The organism is Sediminibacterium sp. C3 (assembly GCF_000508085.1).
Taxonomy (GTDB): Bacteria; Bacteroidota; Bacteroidia; order Chitinophagales; family Chitinophagaceae; genus Sediminibacterium.
Genome location: NZ_KI669560.1, coordinates 2,049,550 through 2,066,142 on the forward strand (window position 1 = coordinate 2,049,550; position 16,593 = coordinate 2,066,142).

The window sequence follows — 16,593 nt, forward strand, 5'->3', positions numbered from 1 at the left end:
CCTTAGCCGGACATAACAGTGAAATTGTTTATGCTACGTCTGGTCATAGGGTAACCAATAACTCTAGTACTTTCAACAATCAGTTTCAGGGAAGTTTTTATTTTAAACAAGCTTCGGGCTGGATGGTAAATCAGGTTAACAATATTGCTCCGGTAATTATTAAAGAATGGAATGGCGCATTGTACGGTATCAGGGAAAAAAGAACCATCCGGACAACTTTACCTGTAGTGGATTGGGAGCACACGTATATTCTCTTTAAATGGGAAAACGGAAATTATATCAATTTGGATACCCTGGAATACACCAATGCCAATCTGATTAATAAAGCTTCTTTGGGCACCCTATCTCTGTGGGTGAATCAGAACAAGTTGCACATGGTATCAATTGCTACCAATGTGGCCATCTGGGAAGTAGTCAACAATCAACTGGTTAAGAAGTCAGAGGAATTACCGGTGCAACCCACTTCGCTGGTGGCAACCGATAACAATGATATCAGTTTTACACAGGTGCGACAGTTAATTATCAGCCCAACCAGAACCCGATACATCATTACCGGATACTATTACAATGGAGCTGCTTTTACTCAGGGGAAAACCTACGAATTTATTGTAGAAGAGGATACGGGATTTTCCAACAAGGAAGCCAGTGTTTATAGGGCTGTAAAAGGAAATGTCTGGGGAATTGGCTTTCAGGGTAATAAACTCAAAAACCTTGACAACAATGCCGTACTTTCCGGATTAAGCACCGGTAGAATATTTCGCTCATCTCCTATCGTGACAAATAATGGGAAATTGTATATCATGTTAGGGACAGAAAAAGCACCGGAGTCCTGTGCAGGATTGGCTGTTTTTGATGGTGCCAATATCAGGGAGATGGAATTTAAACTGCCGCCGGTACTGGATCCCTGTTCAATTCTTAGTGCGGCTACTGAGTACAATGGCAAAACTTATCTCCTCCTGCTAAATAGAGGTCAATATGTGATTGTAAAGAATAAATAACAAGCTGCTTATTGGGTCAAGGGATTGGGTAGTTACGATCTAAGGAGGTAACTACAGAATCCTTTGGCTATTAAATATTGTGCTATACCGTAAGTGGCCATTACCCAAACGCCAAGAAAAGGATCTTTAAAGGCAAAAATATTTACCGCCAGCATCATATCAGAGAGTACAAAAAATGCTGCCCCGGGTGCAAAAAAATATTTACCCCAGTATTCAGTCTCTTTCACAGCCATGGTCATAAAAGCAAAAATTGCCATAGCGGTAATTACAAACATGTATAAGTATACGGGAATCAATAAATCACCCAGGTTGTCCATTATAATATACATAACATCGGTTCCAAGATGAAATACAAATGCACCCAGTAAAAAAGGATACAGCGCATTTTTTCTCCTGAATGGCTGAATCTGGTTAAATAGATAACAATAACTAATATGAGCGGTCATAAAGGAAACCATCCCAGCTATAAAAAGTCCCTGACCTTCAAACATCAGAAACAGATCTCCGGCCCAGGAAGCTGCAAATGCCAGGATAACAATCGATTTATTTATGGGCCTGGTAGATAGCGGATTGCCATTAGGATCGGTCTTTGGTATTAGTGTCTGCTGATGAAACGGGGCTTTAAGGGCGCCGTACAAATATATCAGCAGTAGCGGCATGAGTAAAGGCTTCGTGAATTTGGAGGCCAAATTCCATTCTAACCCTAAAAAAATACAATGAATCATCAATACAAGCAGATAGTATGGCGCGGCAATTTTCCTGAAATTCATTGCATATAATTTTAATACAAAATAGGTAGATTTTCAGTACCAGAAAAGTGGAGAACTTCTACTCAAAATTCCTTGAACCTGCTTACATTCGCGGGATGCAAATGGACGATGAGACATTTTTTGCCTTTTGGCAGGAAAACAGTGAGAAGGAAAAAAGCAGCCGGAAAGCCTTTATGCTGGGCTTGTCTTCCGGGTTTGCTATTGGCGTATTAGTCATTACCGTTATTCTTTCGGGCTGGTATCAGCGGGCTACCATGGAAGCCAACAGCAAAATGAGCGCATTTGTACTTTTTATGGCCATTCTGGGTTTATCCGTTTTTATCGCTTTTGCTTACAGAAAATTTAAATGGGAAATGAATGATCAGCGCTATCAGGAAATAGCAGCTAAAAAAAGAAAAATAAAGAACAATGATGCAGCCAACCAGCAAGGAACTGCGTCTTAAAAGACAAAAAATGAGCATGAGAAGCAAATTGATCGTATTAGGTTTTATGGCTATTTTAGCCATTTCTGCCATTTCCTGTGGTAAAACAGGGGATTCCGGCTGCACACCAGTTCCAGTTGCCAATGAAAAAGCTGCAATGGTTAAGTTCTGCACCGATAATAATATTACTTATACAGAACATCCCAGTGGCCTACTTTATCAGATTATGATACCCGGATCAGGGGCAGCTTTGGATGCTACCTCAATTGTAGATGCCATTTACACAGGTAAATTTTTGAATGGGGTTACTTTTGAAGCAAATGCTACACCCGCCAGATTTGGATTAAATCAGGTAATTGAAGGCTGGAGAATAGGTATTCCTTTGGTCAAGAGAGGGGGCAAAATAAGGCTGATAATTCCATCTGCCTTAGCTTATTCCTGTGTTGGCAAAGGCTCAATTCCCCCTAATACCCCTCTTTACTTTGAGGTTACTGTGAATTAATCTCTCATTCCCCTATCTTTGCCAACCTGAAAAAATCAGGATAAAACTTCGTAAACCGTTACTAATATGCAACTGAAAGGTTTAGTGCGTTTTTTTGCAATTGCACTTACGCTAATTTGTCTTTACCAGTTATCATTCACATGGTTCGTAAAAAGCCATGAGTCTGAGATGGAAAAGAAAGCCACTGAATGGGTTAAAAAGTTCCCAACTCCGGAACAACAATATCCCGGCAACAAAGAATTACAGGCAGCTTATGCTGATTCTTTGGAAGAATTGAAAAAAACAAGATTGTTCCGTTTGCTCGACAGCACCAAAGACACCAAGCTTGCTTTTGGTTTAACTACGTACCGTAGTGCCAAAGAAAAAGAATTAATGCTAGGATTGGATCTTCAGGGTGGTATGAGTGTAACCATGGAAGTAGGTCTGGACGGATTAATCAAGTCTTTGAGCAATTATTCTAAAGATGCCAATTTCAATAAAGCTTTGGATGCAGCTGTTGAAAGAAAAGCCAATAGTGGTGCTGATTTGATTACTTTGTTTTTAGAAGAGTTTAAAAAAGTTAGCCCTGATGGTAAACTGGCTCCACTATTTTCTGCAAAGAGTGCCAATGCTATTAAGATTGAAGATTCCAATGCTAAAGTTGAAAACTATCTGCGCAAGCAAGCAGAAGCGGCTTTCAATAACACATATAGAATTTTAAGAACGAGAATTGATCGTTTCGGGGTTTCATCTAACAATATCAACCCTGATCCTGCCAAAGGAAGAATCAATATTGAATTGGCAGGTGTGAACGATAAGGATCGTGTAAGAAACTACTTACAGTCTACCGCTAACCTTCAGTTTTTTGAAGTGTATACCTGGGAGAATAAAGATGTTCAGGCAGGGATTGTAGCTGCCGACAAAGCAGTTCAGGATTACCTGAACGGAACCACTCTTACTACTCCAAAAACAGATACAGCTGCTGCCGCTACTGTTAAAGCTGACACAGCTAAAACAGCAACCATTTCTTCCCTTGCAGGTAAAGCAACTGCTAAAGTGGACTCTACAGCTTTAAAAGCCAACGAGAATCCAATTTTACGTCTGATGCAGATGACTCAGCCTTATCAGGCGGAGAATGGTCGTCCTGTATTTCCTGCTGCATTAGGATATATTCAGTCTAAAGACACCGGTACTTTGAACGATTACCTTGCTTTGGAATCTGTTAAAACCAAATTCCCTTCCAATCTTGTTTTCATGTATGGTAAGGCGGAATTGGACGATCCAAAAGCCAAAGATATTTTGATGCTTTATGCTATCAAAACACTGGACAACGGTCAGGCAGAATTGGAAGGTGATAGAATTGCCAGCGCTTCTCAGGATTATGATGAGCGTGGAAGAATTGCCATCAAAATGAATATGGACAAAGTGGGTTCCAATATCTGGGCGAAAATGACTACCAGAAATGTGGGTAAACCTCTTGCCATTGTTTTGGATAATTTTGTTTACTCTGCTCCTAATGTAAATGATCCAATTACTACAGGTAATTCACAGATCAGTGGTAACTATACCATTAAAGAAGCACAGGATTTATCTGAAATTCTGGAGAGCGGTAAATTGCCAGCTCCTGCTAAGATTGTTCAGAGCCAGACAGTAGGGCCAACTTTGGGTAGCGAGTCTATCAAAGGTGGTGCATTATCTTTCGGTATCTCTTTCTTAGTGATTTTCGCTTTGATGTTGTTATACTTTAATACGGGTGGATGGGTTGCCAATATCGCTTTGATATTAAACTTACTGTTTACCATTGGAGTTTTAAGCGCATTAGGCTTTACTTTAACCGCACCAGGTATTGCCGGTTTGGTATTAACCATCGGTATGGCTGTGGATACCAACGTAATTATTTTTGAACGTATCAAGGAAGAAATTGCAAAGGGTAAAAACTACTCCGCTGCGGTAAATGAAGGATATAAGCGTTCTTTGGCTCCGGTATTGGATGGTCATATCACCAGCTTATTAACCGCGATTATTTTGGCTTACTTTGGATTAGGACCAGTTCTAGGTTTTGCAACTACACAAATCATCGGTATTCTTTTGTCTTTATTCTGTGGTATCCTGATTTCTCGTTTGATTTCTGACTGGTACACCAACAAAAACAGACATTTTGAATACTTTACCAATATTTCAAAAGTAATTTTCAACCATACCAATTTCAAATTCATTGAATACAGAAAGTATGCTTATGTATTATCTGCAATCATATTTGTTTTAGGAGTTGGTTCATTCTTCAATGGTTTTGATGAAGGGGTTGAATTTGCCGGTGGTAGAAGTTATACGGTGAAATTTGATAAAGCGGTAGATCCTGAAGTAATCAGAGAAGACCTGAAAGCAGTTTTCGGCGAAGCTCCGATTATTAAAACCGTTGACGTTAAAAATCAGGTAAACATTACTACTTCCTTTAAAATTAAAGAAACAGGTAATAATGTGGATGCTGAGGTTGAAAGAACTTTATATGAAGGATTGAAGAAGCATTTACCTGCAGGAACCAGCTTTGATACTTTCGAGAACACATACAAGCAAAGTTCTCAGACAGTATTGCCTACCATTTCTGATGATCTGAAGGCAGGTGCTACCAAGGCAACCTTACTGGCTGTTTTTGTAATCTGTATGTACATCTTCATCCGTTTCCGTGACTGGAGATATTCTCTGGGTTCCATCGTAGCATTGATGCACGACGTATTTGTAACCTTGATTGTATTCAGTTACCTGAAGAATTTCGTTCCATTCCCATTAGAGATTGACCAGCACTTTATTGCTGCTATTCTTACGGTAATTGGTTTCTCAATGAACGATACGGTAATTGTATATGACCGTATCAGAGAAGACAGTGCTTTAATGAAAAATGTAGATAACGGAACTATTATCAACAGAGCTATCAACGAAACATTAAGTCGTACTATCATGACTTCTGTTACTGTATTCCTAACCATCCTGATTCTATTTATCTTCGGTGGTGAAGTAACCAGAGGTTTTGCTTTCGCTATGTTGATTGGTGTTGCTACCGGTGTATACTCATCCGTATTTGTTGCAGCTCCTATCCTTGTAGATTTTGGAGGTGGAAGAGCGCTTGGTTCAAAATCAAAAACCAAATAGTGCTTAAAAGCCTTATCCATAAAAAAGCCCCGAGTAAAACTCGGGGCTTTTTATTTACAATTTTATTAGTTGTTCAATCAAATTTAGGAATTAAATGGGCCTATCAGGTTTAGCTTTTTGCTCCCTCCAAAATTGGATTACACCGCAAATGAAGTTCCGCATCCACAAGTCTTGCTTGCATTGGGGTTGCTGAAAGTAAAACCACGGCTGTTTAATCCTCCCTGCCAGTCTATTTCCATTCCATACAAATACAATCCATGGCTTTTATTCATGATACAGGGGATTCCCTCAATTTCAAACTGATCGTCTTCTTTTTCTTTCTGGTCAAAACCTAAAACATAAGTCATTCCGCTGCATCCACCGCCTTTCACTCCTACTCTTAAAAATTGAGTAGTATCAAAGGCGGGTTCATTCATGAGTCTTTTTATTTCTGTAATAGCACCTTCAGTAAGTGTTACTGGTATTGTGGCATTCATTGTTGTTTCCATACGCTTCGTTTATTTTACAAAATTACCAATTTGTCAGAATCCTGTATAGATTGGATTTACGATACAAGGAATTCCTTGCTCAACCCCTACCTTTGCAGAAAGTTGTGAAGAATGGATAATTCCATGATGATTACCGTTTTATTGGCTTGTTCAGTGGCTGCGATGGCTGGTTACCTGATTTATCTTCAACGTAGACTGGTTATTTATGAAAAGCAGCAATCTGCAAGAAACAATAGTCTGCCACTTCAGGCCTATGAAAGATTGATCTTGTTAACGGACAGAATCGCCCTTCCTAACCTGATCAGCAGAAACTCTGCAGATGCCATTTCCGCGAGAGAATTATGTGCTTTATATACAAAGACTATTAGAGAGGAATTCGATTTTAATGTTACTCAGCAAATGTATATTCAGCCATCATCCTGGAAAGCGGTTAAAAATCTGAAGGAGAAAAATCTTCAGATTATCAATCAGCTTACCCAGCAGTTACCCGAGCAGGCATCGGGTCTGGATTTGCAGAAAGCCATTTTGCAGTATTTAATGGCTAATCCAGCCGCAGCTTTGCATGAATTGGTTGCTGAAGCATTGAGTTATGAAGCAAAACAAGTCTTATAATTTTAATATTGATCTATGACAGATAATAAGAAGACAGACAGTGGTATTAACATTAAAACTGTTTATACTGCCGAAGATAGCAAGCATCTTTCAGGATTAAATAATCAACCAGGTCAATTCCCCTACACACGTGGTGTTCAGCCAGATATGTACAGGGGAAAGCTTTGGACCATGCGTCAATATGCCGGTTTCTCCACTGCAGAAGAAAGTAATAAACGTTATCATTACTTATTGAGCCAGGGTGTAATGGGATTAAGTGTGGCTTTTGATTTACCCACGCAAATTGGATACGACAGCGATCATCCACTGGCAGAGGGTGAAGTTGGAAAAGTAGGGGTTGCTATTGATAGTCTTGCCGATATGGAATTGTTATTCAAGGGCATTGAACTAGAGAAAGTAAGTACTTCTATGACCATTAATGCCACTGGCTTTATTCTGTTGGCGATGTATGTTGCTTTGGCAAAGAAGCAGGGAGCCGATTTAACAAAAGTGGCAGGCACTATTCAGAATGATATTTTAAAAGAATATGCTGCACGGGGTACTTATATCTATCCGCCCAAACCTTCTATGCGAATCATCACCGATATTTTTGAATGGTGCAGCAAGTCTGTTCCTAAATGGAATACCATTTCAATTTCGGGTTATCATATTCGTGAAGCAGGCAGTACAGCGGTGCAGGAGATTGCATTTACCTTAAGCAATGGGAAAGCTTATGTGCAGGCTGCACTTGCCAAGGGACTGGATATAAATGTTTTTGGGAAAAGACTGTCTTTTTTCTTTAATGCACACAATAACCTTTTTGAAGAAGTAGCTAAGTTCAGGGCTGCCAGAAGAATGTGGGCAACTATTATGAAAGACCTGGGGGCAACGGATAAAAAAGCCATGATGCTTCGCTTTCATACTCAGACAGGTGGTGCTACTTTAACGGCACAACAGCCATTAAATAATATCAGCAGGGTAACCATTCAAACCCTTGCAGCTGTATTGGGGGGTACTCAAAGTTTACATACCAATGGATACGATGAAGCTTTGAGCTTGCCTACTGAGGAAGCGGCCAGAATAGCTTTAAGAACACAGCAAATAGTAGCTTTTGAAAGTGGCGCTCCCGAAACGGTGGATCCACTGGCGGGTAGTTATTTTGTGGAGTCCCTTACCCATGAAGTAGAACAGAAAGCCTGGGAGCTCATGAACAAAATAGATGCATTGGGAGGCAGTGTAAGTGCTATAGAGGAAGGATTTATGCAGGATGAAATAGCCAGAAGTGCTTTTGAATACCAAAGGAATATTGAAAGTGGAGAGAAAATTATTGTTGGGGTTAATAAGTTTACGGTTGATGTGGAAAGTCCGGTTCCTGGATTCAAAATTGATGATTCCATACGCCAATTACAATCTTCCAGGATTGCAGAACTTAAAGCGAAAAGAGATACAGAAATTGTAAATCAATGCCTGCAAAATATTAAGCAAGCTGCAGAAGGAACCCAAAATATTATGCCATTTGTATTGGAGGCTGTTGAAGCCTATTGTACACTTGGCGAAATAGCTGATGTACTTCGCCAAGTGTATGGGGAACACAGATAAAATCTGTGTTATTCATTTACAATACGGTAATCAATGCAAATATCACTCCTGGTAGCCAAAACAAAAGGGTAAGTAATACACTTATCCAGAAAGTACTGTTGGTTGCACCCTGGTGCAAATAAACAGCAAGTGGGGGCAACAAAATGGCCAGTATTGCCAATAATACTTTGTCATTTGAACCTGTTGCATTAGCCGCATTGGCTTTATACTCCTTCAGGTATTTTTTTACTTCCTTTACTCTTGCCTTCCTCTCAACCCGGGATAAGCTTTTAAAATTTGACATGGCATCCGTTACCACAGCATCATCCCAGTTAGGTTGAGTACCTGAAATTTCGGCAGCCATATTTTTATTGGTCTCTTTGTTACTATTATTACTGATTTCCACGCTTGAAGCATGAATGGAAGAAAAAGAAAAGGAAGCTAAACAAAGGGTGCCTAACAGAATTTTTTTCATAAGAATAAGTTTCAGCAAAAATACAGTTTTGGAACTTTTCGTGCTTAATTAGTTATACAGTTCAGTTTTATTCCTCGTGGTGTTAGCGTATCTTCATTAGCTAATCGTTAACTGTATGAAAAAAATATGGGTAATTGCCCTGCTTATCTGCGGTACTGCATCCGCACAAAAATCCAATCTCCCGCTTGAGTCTCTTTTTACTGAAGTGAATCCGAAAGTGGTTGAATGGAGAAGGTATTTTCATGAATATCCCGAATTGGGTAACCGTGAGTTCAATACTAGTAAAAAGGTAGAAGAAACACTAAATCGGTTAGGTATCAGCACAAGAAAGGTAGCTAAGACAGGTATAGTTGGTGTATTAAAGGGAGGTAAACCCGGGCCAGTGGTTGCTTTAAGAGCAGATATGGATGGATTACCTGTGGAAGAAAGAAATGGACTTCCCTTTGCTTCCAAAGCCAAAGGTGAGTACAATGGTGCAACGGTTCCAGTTATGCATGCCTGTGGACACGATTCACATATTGCCATGTTACTGGGCGCAGCCGAAGTATTGAGTAAGATAAGAAGCGATATCAGTGGTACGGTGGTATTTCTTTTCCAACCTGCCGAAGAAGGACCACCCGGAGATGAAGAAGGTGGCGCTGCACTAATGATTAAGGAAGGTGCAATGGACAATCCAAAAGTGGATGCAGTATTTGGTATTCATATCAACTCCAAATATGATTTAGGAAAAATTTATTATAAGCCCGGTGCAACCATGGCATCATCTGATTGGTTTACCATTAAAGTAAAAGGAAAGCAAAGTCATGGAGCCTATCCATGGAATTCAATTGATCCCATAGTTGTCAGTGCAGAAATTGTACAGGCACTGCAAACCATTGTCAGCAGGAATATTGATATTACACAAGCCCCGGTAGTAGTTTCGGTGGGTAGAATTCAATCCGGTGTTAGGGCGAATATTATTCCGGAAGAAGCCATGATGGAAGGAACCATCCGTACTTTGGACGGTCAGGTTCAAAAAACGGTACATGAAAAAATAAAACTGATTGCACAGAAAATTGCTGAAGCAAATGGAACTACAGCAGAAGTAATGATTGATACCAAGACCTTGGTTACCTACAGTGATCCTGCATTGGTTACTCAGAGTTTATCTTCTCTTCAGAAAGCAGCTGGAGGTTCAGACAATGTGCAACTAACCAATTGGGTAACTGGTGCAGAAGACTTCTCTTATTTCGGAACCAAAGCCCCCTCCTTTTTCTTTTTCCTGGGGGCCAGAGACCCTAAGTTTTCTTCAGTAGCATCAGCCCCAGATCATCATACTCCCGGATTCATGATAAGTGATTCACGTCTGGATGTTGGCGTAAAAGCATTTGTGCATCTTGTTTTGGATTATGCCAAAACAGCAAAAAAATAAATATGCGAAAAATTTTCATAGGGCTTCTAGCTTTGGCGTTTCATCAATTGCCTGCCCAGGAAATACTAACCCCTGAGAAACTATGGCAGATTCAACGGGTCTCTCCCGTAGGTATCAGTAAGGATAAAAATTTTATTGTTTACACAGTTGCCACTCCGGATGTAACCAATAATAAAATGAATCGCAAACGATACAAGATTCCTTTATCGGGTGGAAGTCCCGTTGAATTGGCCGCCAATGAAAATATTACCAGCAATGACCGGATCTCTCCGGATGGCAAACATATTTTGTATAGCGATGAAGTAAAAATTGACAAAATAGAGGGTAAAGAGTTGTATCCTGATTTGCCCAAATCGGATGCTCAGATTTATACCTCATTGAATTACCGTCACTGGGATACCTGGGAAGATGGCAAATACAGCCATGTTTTTTTTGCGCCCTACCAGAATGGTAAATCAAGTGAGGGAAAAGATATTATGCCTAACGAGCCTTATGATGCACCCACCAAACCTTTTGGCGGGGATGAAGACTTTGTCTGGCATCCGGACGGCAAGCGTATTGTTTATGTGGCAAAGAAAAAGAAGGGAACAGCATATGCGGTTAGCACCAATACAGACCTTTATGAGTACAATATTGAAACAGGTGTCACGCAGAATTTAACTGCATTCAATAAGGGATACGATGTATCGCCGCAGTTTAATGAAGCAGGAACCCTTGCATGGATGCAAATGAAGAGAGATGGATTTGAGGCAGACAAACAGGATCTGGTAGTTCTAGTAAACGGGAAATTCCCGGTAAATCTTACTGCTCACAGGGATGATATTCATGTGGAGGGATTTAAATGGAGCGAAGATGGCAAGTTCTTGTTTTTCTGGGCACCCGTTAACGGTACACTTCAATTGTTTCAGGTAAATAATACTGGATTAACCAAAATGCTTCCCGTAATTCAACAATTGACCAGTGGTGATTTTGACATTACCGGTATTGTAGCACAAGCAGAAAATACATTGGTGGTTTCCAGAACGGATATGAACACTGCTGCTGAATTATTTACGCTGAATTTGAAAGACAAATCAATGAAGCAGTTGACGCATGTGAATGATGTGTTTTATCAAACCATTGCAAAATGTAAAACAGAAAGAAGATGGGTGCCAACAACGGATGGTAAAAAAATGCTGGTTTGGGTGATTTATCCACCCAACTTTAATCCTGCTAATAAATATCCTACCCTTTTGTATTGTCAGGGTGGGCCACAAAGTCCATTAACACAGTTTTATTCTTTCCGGTGGAATTTTCAATTGATGGCTTCTCAGGGATACATTGTTGTAGCGCCCAACAGAAGGGGTATGCCAGGTCATGGAACAAAATGGAATGAAGACATCAGTAAGGATCATGGCGGACAGGCTATGAAGGATTATTTGTCGGCTATTGATGCAATCAGTAAAGAATCTTATGTTGATAAAGACAGACTGGGGTGTGTAGGAGCAAGCTATGGCGGTTACTCTGTATTTATGTTGGCTGGTATACATAACAATCGATTTAAGACCTTTATTTCACATGATGGTATTTTTGATACCAGAAGTATGTACGGAACAACAGAAGAATTGTGGTTTGTGAATTTTGATTATGGCGGTGCTTATTGGGAAAATAATCCTGCTACCCAAAAAACCTATGGGGTGCAAAATCCAATCAATCATGTTTCCAAATGGAATACACCTATTATGATTGTTCAGGGGGGAATGGATTTTAGGGTTCCTATAGAACAGGGATTACAGGCATTTCAGGCCGCACAGCTACGTGGTATTAAAAGCAAATTACTTTATTTGCCAGGTGAGAATCACTGGGTTTCCACTGCTCAGAATGGGCTTGTTTGGCAACGTGAATTCTTCAAATGGTTGAAGGAAACTTTGTAAACTACTTTCAGTAATATAAAAAGGCGAATCATTCGATTCGCCTTTTTTATTTAGTATAATTTCTGGCCCCAAACAGCATACTGCCAATTCTAACCATAGTACTCCCCTCTTTAATGGCAATGGTATAATCTCCGCTCATGCCCATGGATAAAATTGGATTGGCCCCTGAATGTTCCTTAATCATGGATTGATATTTCTGTAATAACTGACTCAGATAGCGGAACTCATTTTGAATCACTCCGGAGTCTTCTGTAAAAGAAGCCATGCCCATGAATCCATGAATTTGAATATTCGGTAAAGATGATATTGTATCTAAAATTTCAACAAGTTCCCCTTCATCTAAACCGAATTTTGTTTCTTCTTTAGCAATATAAATTTGTAATAAACAAGGAATTACTCTATTGCATTTTGCTGCTTGCTTGTTAATCTCCCTTAGTAGTTTTAAACTATCCACCCCATGAATCAAATGAACAAAAGGGGCTATGTATTTTACCTTGTTCGATTGCAAATGACCAATAAAATGCCACCGGATATCCTTGGGCAAAGCACCTGCTTTATCTACCAATTCCTGCACATAATTTTCACCAAAATCCCTTTGTCCTAATTCATAAAGGGCTAAAATATCTTCGTTGGGTTTGGTTTTGCTCACAGCCACCAATGTAGTGTCTGTGAGCAAAAATTGATCAATAATTTCTTTGTATGCAACTGTGTTTACTGACATTGATACATCATTATTAATCACCCGATTATTTTAAAATACTTCTGCTGATTACAATTCTTTGTACTTCGCTGGTTCCTTCGTAAATCTGTGTGATTTTGGCGTCACGCATTAAACGTTCAACATGGTACTCTTTTACAAAACCATACCCTCCATGAATCTGAACAGCTTCGGTGGTAACCCACATAGCGGCTTCACTGGCATACACTTTAGCCATAGAAGAACTCAATGTATAATCTATTCCATTGTCTTTTTCCCAGGCTGCTTTTAAGCAAAGCAAACGTGCTGCTTCAATTCTGGTAGCCATATCAGCCAATTTAAACTGGATTGCTTGATGGTGCATAATTTCTTTACCAAAAGCTTTTCTTTGCTTACTATAAGCCAAAGCCAACTCATAAGCTCCGCTGGCAATACCCAATGCCTGGGATGCAATACCGATTCGACCGCCGGCTAATGTTTTCATGGCAAATTTAAATCCAAATCCATCTTCGCCTATGCGGTTTTCCTTAGGCACTTTTACATCGTTGAACAGAATGGTATGGGTATCACTACCTCTGATACCTAATTTATTTTCCTTGGCAGCAACAGTAACACCAGGCCAGTTTTTCTCAACTATAAATGCATTGATTCCTTTGCTTCCCTTAGCAGGGTCTGTTTGAGCAATTACCAGGTAAACGGAAGCCGTAGAACCATTGGTAATCCAGTTCTTGGTTCCATTCAGTAAATAATGGTCTCCCTTGTCTTCAGCAGTTGTTTGCTGACTGGTTGCATCACTACCAGCTTCAGGCTCACTCAGCAAAAACGCACCAATATAAAGCGAATCATCTTTTCTTCCCTGTGCCAAAGGCGTTAAATATTTTTTCTTCTGCTCCTCATTTCCAAATGTTTCCAATCCCCAGCACACTAAACTGTTGTTCACACTCATGCTCACACTAGTACTAGCGTCTACCTTACTAATTTCTTCCATAGCAAGCACGTAACTTAATGTATCCATTCCTGCACCACCGTATTCAGGACTTACCATCATACCCATAAAGCCTAATTCCGCTAATTTCATTACTTGTTCGTAAGGGTATTTCTGGTGTTCGTCTCTCTCAATAACACCTGGTTTACATTCATTCTGGGCAAAGTCTCTTGCCGCTTTCTGTATCATCAAATGTTCTTCGCTCAACTGGAATTGCATGGTTTTAAATTTTATGCCGCAAAAATAAGCTAACAAGCGTTAGGTTGTACTTTGTTGTTGAAAAAAATTACTTCTTGTTTTTTTTGGTAAACAAGTTATTGCTGCAGGAAAACAGGCCTTCCTTATTTTTAGTGTCCAGATTGAGATACTTGCCACTCAATACACTCTGTCCCATATAAGCAGGGTTATCTCCCCTTCCTAAAGGCCAGGGCCCCACGGTATCTTGAATTTCAATTGCAGCAATCTGCGCAAGGGTTAATGCAAAATCAGAGCAATTATAATGGCTAAGGTGATATTGATTAGAAATATTATGGTCAATATATTCCAATATCTGTTCAAACTGGGCCTTGCTTACCATTTTACCGAGTAGTTGATCCCAATCATGAAAAGAATCATCTTTAATGACTGATTTTGCTTTGGGCGCAATTGGATTTACCGGTATTAGAAGTCCAGATTCTGGATAAAATCCAAATGTTTTATTAACGGCTGATTGGTCTTCATTGTATTTGATTAAACTAATAAAGGAATGTCCTACTTCACCTAAACCGGTATTGGTCTTTTTTTGTCCGGCAATGGGTTGTTTAATCAAAATTAGTAGAGCATAATGGCTGGCTACCTTATTGTCTAAAAAAGCATCCACAATACTGAATGGATCAATGGGTTCAGATTCAATTTCTTCAGAAGGTTTAAGTGTCCGTTGGTTAATATGTGCCTGAATCATTATTTCCAGAATCTCATCACTAATAATACTTTCAGCCTCTGCTCTGGCATAGTTGACCTGGTAACTGAATTGAGAAATAAATCTTTTACCCCGCTTTTTATAATTATAGGTGGCTTCAATTTCCCCTGCTTTGTGAAAACAAGACATGGACCCTGTAAAATTGTTGTACCGAGCCAGAACAATAGCTATATTATTATACAAGTGCGACAATAAGGTATCACTCTCTGTTGTGTTTTTTAACTGTAATCCTTTATGTAAAGCAATTAATGCTTTTTGAGATTGTCCTGAAGCTATGTAGCGGTCGCTTTCTTCCAGCGCCCGGATAATTTCAATATTCGGTAGTAGTTGCGCATTTAACCCCTCTGTAAAAAACAATAAACTCCAACCCAGCAATATCAGTAATCGCCGCATAACTTATGATGATTTACATGTTAAAAATATTTTTTATGAAGGTTGAACAAAATCTCTCTGCCAATTGGGGTCATACCTTTGGTGGTGTCTTGTAAAAAATGTCTTTTAAAAGCCACGATTGCTGCACTGGTATCTTTTATATCATATCCTACAATTCTCAGGCCAGTTATATGATCAAAACTAGCAGGGACTGAATCTCTTTTCTCATCATACCAGTATCCGAACCCTTTTTCAGCCAGCAACTTCCAGGGAAATCTCCAGTTAGGATCATTCTTACGGGTAGGTGCAATGTCTCCGTGTCCTATAAAATTGGCGGTTGGTATTGCGTAGTCTTTTTTAGTTTACCAAGTACAACCAATAAACTGTTGATTTGTGCTTCTTCAAAATATTCAAATCCATTGTTGTCCAGTTCAATCCCAATAGATGCAGAGTTCATGTCTAACTGATTTCCCCATCTGCTCACACCTGCGTGCTGACCTCTGAAATAATCATTTAGCATCTGGTACACTTTGCCATCACTGCCAATTACATAATGCGCACTCACCGCTGTTCTGGGCAGCGTGAAGGTTTTTAAGGTTTGTTCTGTGGAATGCTGTGCGGTATGATGAATAATTACATAACTGGGTTTCCTAATCCCAAAATTGGTGGTTCCCACCCAATAAGGCGACGGAGGAATGGTATCAGATAAAAGGCTGGCTGGAGGGATGGCACCAATTTTACCGAGATAGTTTTTAACCTGTTTTTTATATACTTTATTAGTGGATCGGTAAGGATGTGAATTACAGGCAAATCCTATAATGGCTAGTAAAGCAGTTAAAAAATAAATTCCTTTTTTCATAATCTGGATTATTTAACTAAGTTATTCATTCGCATTAATCGTATTTGGTTTTTTTCTCCGGTTGATAGGCAAGTTGCTCCTTTAAAGATCCAGCACTGGGATTATTGGTAATAGAAACTGCTACCTGAAACAATACTATCAGGGCTACAATAGATCCGATTAATTCTTCCCAAAGTATCCAGTATCCCCAGAACCGATACACTTTTGCTTTAGTTGGATGTGCCGATTCAAAAATCACGGTAACTTTTTGCCCTGGCTGATAAGCAATCAATGGATAATGAGCTTCAACGCGATATTGATGAATTCCGATGGAATAAAATGCCATGGGAATGTTTTTCCCACTGGCAGAGTCCTGAACCAATTGAATGGTTGCCGGAGATTTTTCTCCGTCAAAAAAATCTGGCTGTCTTGTCCAGAGAATATAAGAACCAAAAATGATCAGGTATAA

Annotated in this window: 16 protein-coding genes; 8 read left to right on the top strand and 8 right to left on the bottom strand. The window is 39.6% G+C overall.

The window, feature by feature from the left end; genetic code table 11:
* Positions 1–122 precede the first annotated feature (122 nt).
* A complete protein-coding gene (locus tag F777_RS0109520; RefSeq protein WP_026751840.1) occupies positions 123–998 on the top strand; it encodes a hypothetical protein in 876 nt (291 codons plus the stop codon).
* Positions 999–1,030: 32 nt separating this feature from the next.
* Here the strand turns inward: F777_RS0109520 and F777_RS17300 are convergent, their stop codons facing one another.
* The gene (locus F777_RS17300; protein ID WP_051408541.1) at positions 1,031–1,768 is read right to left on the bottom strand and encodes a lysoplasmalogenase; all 738 of its coding nucleotides are present in this window, start codon (positions 1,766–1,768) and stop codon (positions 1,031–1,033) included.
* Between the two features lie 95 nt (positions 1,769–1,863).
* Here F777_RS17300 and F777_RS0109530 point away from each other — a divergent pair, with 95 nt between their 5' ends.
* The 3 genes from F777_RS0109530 (at position 1,864) to secDF (ending at position 5,818) form a co-directional block, all read left to right on the top strand.
* Positions 1,864–2,211: a hypothetical protein gene (locus F777_RS0109530; RefSeq protein ID WP_037370088.1), complete on the top strand. Its 348-nt coding sequence runs from the start codon at positions 1,864–1,866 to the stop codon at positions 2,209–2,211.
* A 16-nt stretch (positions 2,212–2,227) separates the two neighbouring features.
* Positions 2,228–2,692 carry an FKBP-type peptidyl-prolyl cis-trans isomerase gene (locus F777_RS16350; RefSeq protein ID WP_051408543.1) on the top strand — a complete coding sequence of 155 codons (465 nt, stop codon included), beginning with the start codon at positions 2,228–2,230 and terminating at the stop codon, positions 2,690–2,692.
* A gap of 66 nt (positions 2,693–2,758) precedes the next feature.
* Positions 2,759–5,818 carry a protein translocase subunit SecDF gene (secDF, locus tag F777_RS16355; protein WP_037369333.1) on the top strand — a complete coding sequence of 1,020 codons (3,060 nt, stop codon included), beginning with the start codon at positions 2,759–2,761 and terminating at the stop codon, positions 5,816–5,818.
* Between the two features lie 137 nt (positions 5,819–5,955).
* On the opposite strand, the gene F777_RS0109545 is transcribed toward secDF, so the two are convergent.
* Positions 5,956–6,306 (bottom strand): HesB/IscA family protein, encoded by a 351-nt coding sequence (locus F777_RS0109545; protein WP_026751842.1) that lies wholly within the window; start codon positions 6,304–6,306, stop codon positions 5,956–5,958.
* 111 nt (positions 6,307–6,417) lie between these two features.
* On the opposite strand from F777_RS0109545, the gene F777_RS0109550 reads away from it, so the two are divergent.
* Entirely contained in the window at positions 6,418–6,918 is a 501-nt protein-coding gene (locus F777_RS0109550) for a DUF7935 family protein (protein ID WP_026751843.1), read from the top strand.
* Positions 6,919–6,933: 15 nt separating this feature from the next.
* Positions 6,934–8,496 carry an acyl-CoA mutase large subunit family protein gene (locus F777_RS0109555; RefSeq protein ID WP_026751844.1) on the top strand — a complete coding sequence of 521 codons (1,563 nt, stop codon included), beginning with the start codon at positions 6,934–6,936 and terminating at the stop codon, positions 8,494–8,496.
* Between the two features lie 16 nt (positions 8,497–8,512).
* Here F777_RS0109555 and F777_RS18185 read toward each other — a convergent pair whose 3' ends face one another.
* Positions 8,513–8,950 (bottom strand): YqaE/Pmp3 family membrane protein, encoded by a 438-nt coding sequence (locus F777_RS18185; RefSeq protein ID WP_201767592.1) that lies wholly within the window; start codon positions 8,948–8,950, stop codon positions 8,513–8,515.
* Between the two features lie 115 nt (positions 8,951–9,065).
* On the opposite strand from F777_RS18185, the gene F777_RS0109565 reads away from it, so the two are divergent.
* Positions 9,066–10,361: an amidohydrolase gene (locus tag F777_RS0109565; protein ID WP_037369336.1), complete on the top strand. Its 1,296-nt coding sequence runs from the start codon at positions 9,066–9,068 to the stop codon at positions 10,359–10,361.
* 2 nt (positions 10,362–10,363) lie between these two features.
* A complete protein-coding gene (locus F777_RS0109570) occupies positions 10,364–12,274 on the top strand; it encodes a S9 family peptidase (RefSeq protein WP_026751847.1) in 1,911 nt (636 codons plus the stop codon).
* 46 nt (positions 12,275–12,320) lie between these two features.
* On the opposite strand, the gene F777_RS0109575 is transcribed toward F777_RS0109570, so the two are convergent.
* From F777_RS0109575 to F777_RS0109595, 5 genes are all read right to left on the bottom strand, one after another.
* A complete protein-coding gene (locus F777_RS0109575) occupies positions 12,321–12,995 on the bottom strand; it encodes a YggS family pyridoxal phosphate-dependent enzyme (protein WP_026751848.1) in 675 nt (224 codons plus the stop codon).
* 25 nt (positions 12,996–13,020) lie between these two features.
* Positions 13,021–14,175 carry an acyl-CoA dehydrogenase gene (locus tag F777_RS0109580; RefSeq protein ID WP_026751849.1) on the bottom strand — a complete coding sequence of 385 codons (1,155 nt, stop codon included), beginning with the start codon at positions 14,173–14,175 and terminating at the stop codon, positions 13,021–13,023.
* Positions 14,176–14,242: 67 nt separating this feature from the next.
* Entirely contained in the window at positions 14,243–15,307 is a 1,065-nt protein-coding gene (locus F777_RS0109585) for a hypothetical protein (RefSeq protein ID WP_026751850.1), read from the bottom strand.
* 301 nt (positions 15,308–15,608) lie between these two features.
* On the bottom strand, positions 15,609–16,145 hold the full coding sequence (locus F777_RS16360) for an N-acetylmuramoyl-L-alanine amidase (RefSeq protein ID WP_201767593.1): 537 nt from the start codon (positions 16,143–16,145) through the stop codon (positions 15,609–15,611).
* 34 nt (positions 16,146–16,179) lie between these two features.
* On the bottom strand, positions 16,180–16,470 hold the full coding sequence (locus F777_RS0109595; protein WP_152530902.1) for a hypothetical protein: 291 nt from the start codon (positions 16,468–16,470) through the stop codon (positions 16,180–16,182).
* Positions 16,471–16,593 lie beyond the last annotated feature (123 nt).

Coding starts and splice junctions, on each gene's coding strand:
- F777_RS0109530 (WP_037370088.1), top strand. CDS start 1,864: ATGCAAATGGACGATGAGACATTTTTTGCCTTTTGGCAGGAAAACAGT.
- F777_RS0109575 (WP_026751848.1), bottom strand. CDS start 12,995: ATGTCAGTAAACACAGTTGCATACAAAGAAATTATTGATCAATTTTTG.
- F777_RS17300 (WP_051408541.1), bottom strand. CDS start 1,768: ATGAATTTCAGGAAAATTGCCGCGCCATACTATCTGCTTGTATTGATG.
- secDF (WP_037369333.1), top strand. CDS start 2,759: ATGCAACTGAAAGGTTTAGTGCGTTTTTTTGCAATTGCACTTACGCTA.
- F777_RS16350 (WP_051408543.1), top strand. CDS start 2,228: ATGAGAAGCAAATTGATCGTATTAGGTTTTATGGCTATTTTAGCCATT.
- F777_RS0109595 (WP_152530902.1), bottom strand. CDS start 16,470: ATGGCATTTTATTCCATCGGAATTCATCAATATCGCGTTGAAGCTCAT.
- F777_RS0109555 (WP_026751844.1), top strand. CDS start 6,934: ATGACAGATAATAAGAAGACAGACAGTGGTATTAACATTAAAACTGTT.
- F777_RS0109550 (WP_026751843.1), top strand. CDS start 6,418: ATGGATAATTCCATGATGATTACCGTTTTATTGGCTTGTTCAGTGGCT.
- F777_RS0109580 (WP_026751849.1), bottom strand. CDS start 14,175: ATGCAATTCCAGTTGAGCGAAGAACATTTGATGATACAGAAAGCGGCA.
- F777_RS0109570 (WP_026751847.1), top strand. CDS start 10,364: ATGCGAAAAATTTTCATAGGGCTTCTAGCTTTGGCGTTTCATCAATTG.
- F777_RS18185 (WP_201767592.1), bottom strand. CDS start 8,950: ATGAAAAAAATTCTGTTAGGCACCCTTTGTTTAGCTTCCTTTTCTTTT.
- F777_RS0109565 (WP_037369336.1), top strand. CDS start 9,066: ATGAAAAAAATATGGGTAATTGCCCTGCTTATCTGCGGTACTGCATCC.
- F777_RS0109585 (WP_026751850.1), bottom strand. CDS start 15,307: ATGCGGCGATTACTGATATTGCTGGGTTGGAGTTTATTGTTTTTTACA.
- F777_RS0109545 (WP_026751842.1), bottom strand. CDS start 6,306: ATGGAAACAACAATGAATGCCACAATACCAGTAACACTTACTGAAGGT.
- F777_RS0109520 (WP_026751840.1), top strand. CDS start 123: ATGGTAAATCAGGTTAACAATATTGCTCCGGTAATTATTAAAGAATGG.
- F777_RS16360 (WP_201767593.1), bottom strand. CDS start 16,145: ATGAAAAAAGGAATTTATTTTTTAACTGCTTTACTAGCCATTATAGGA.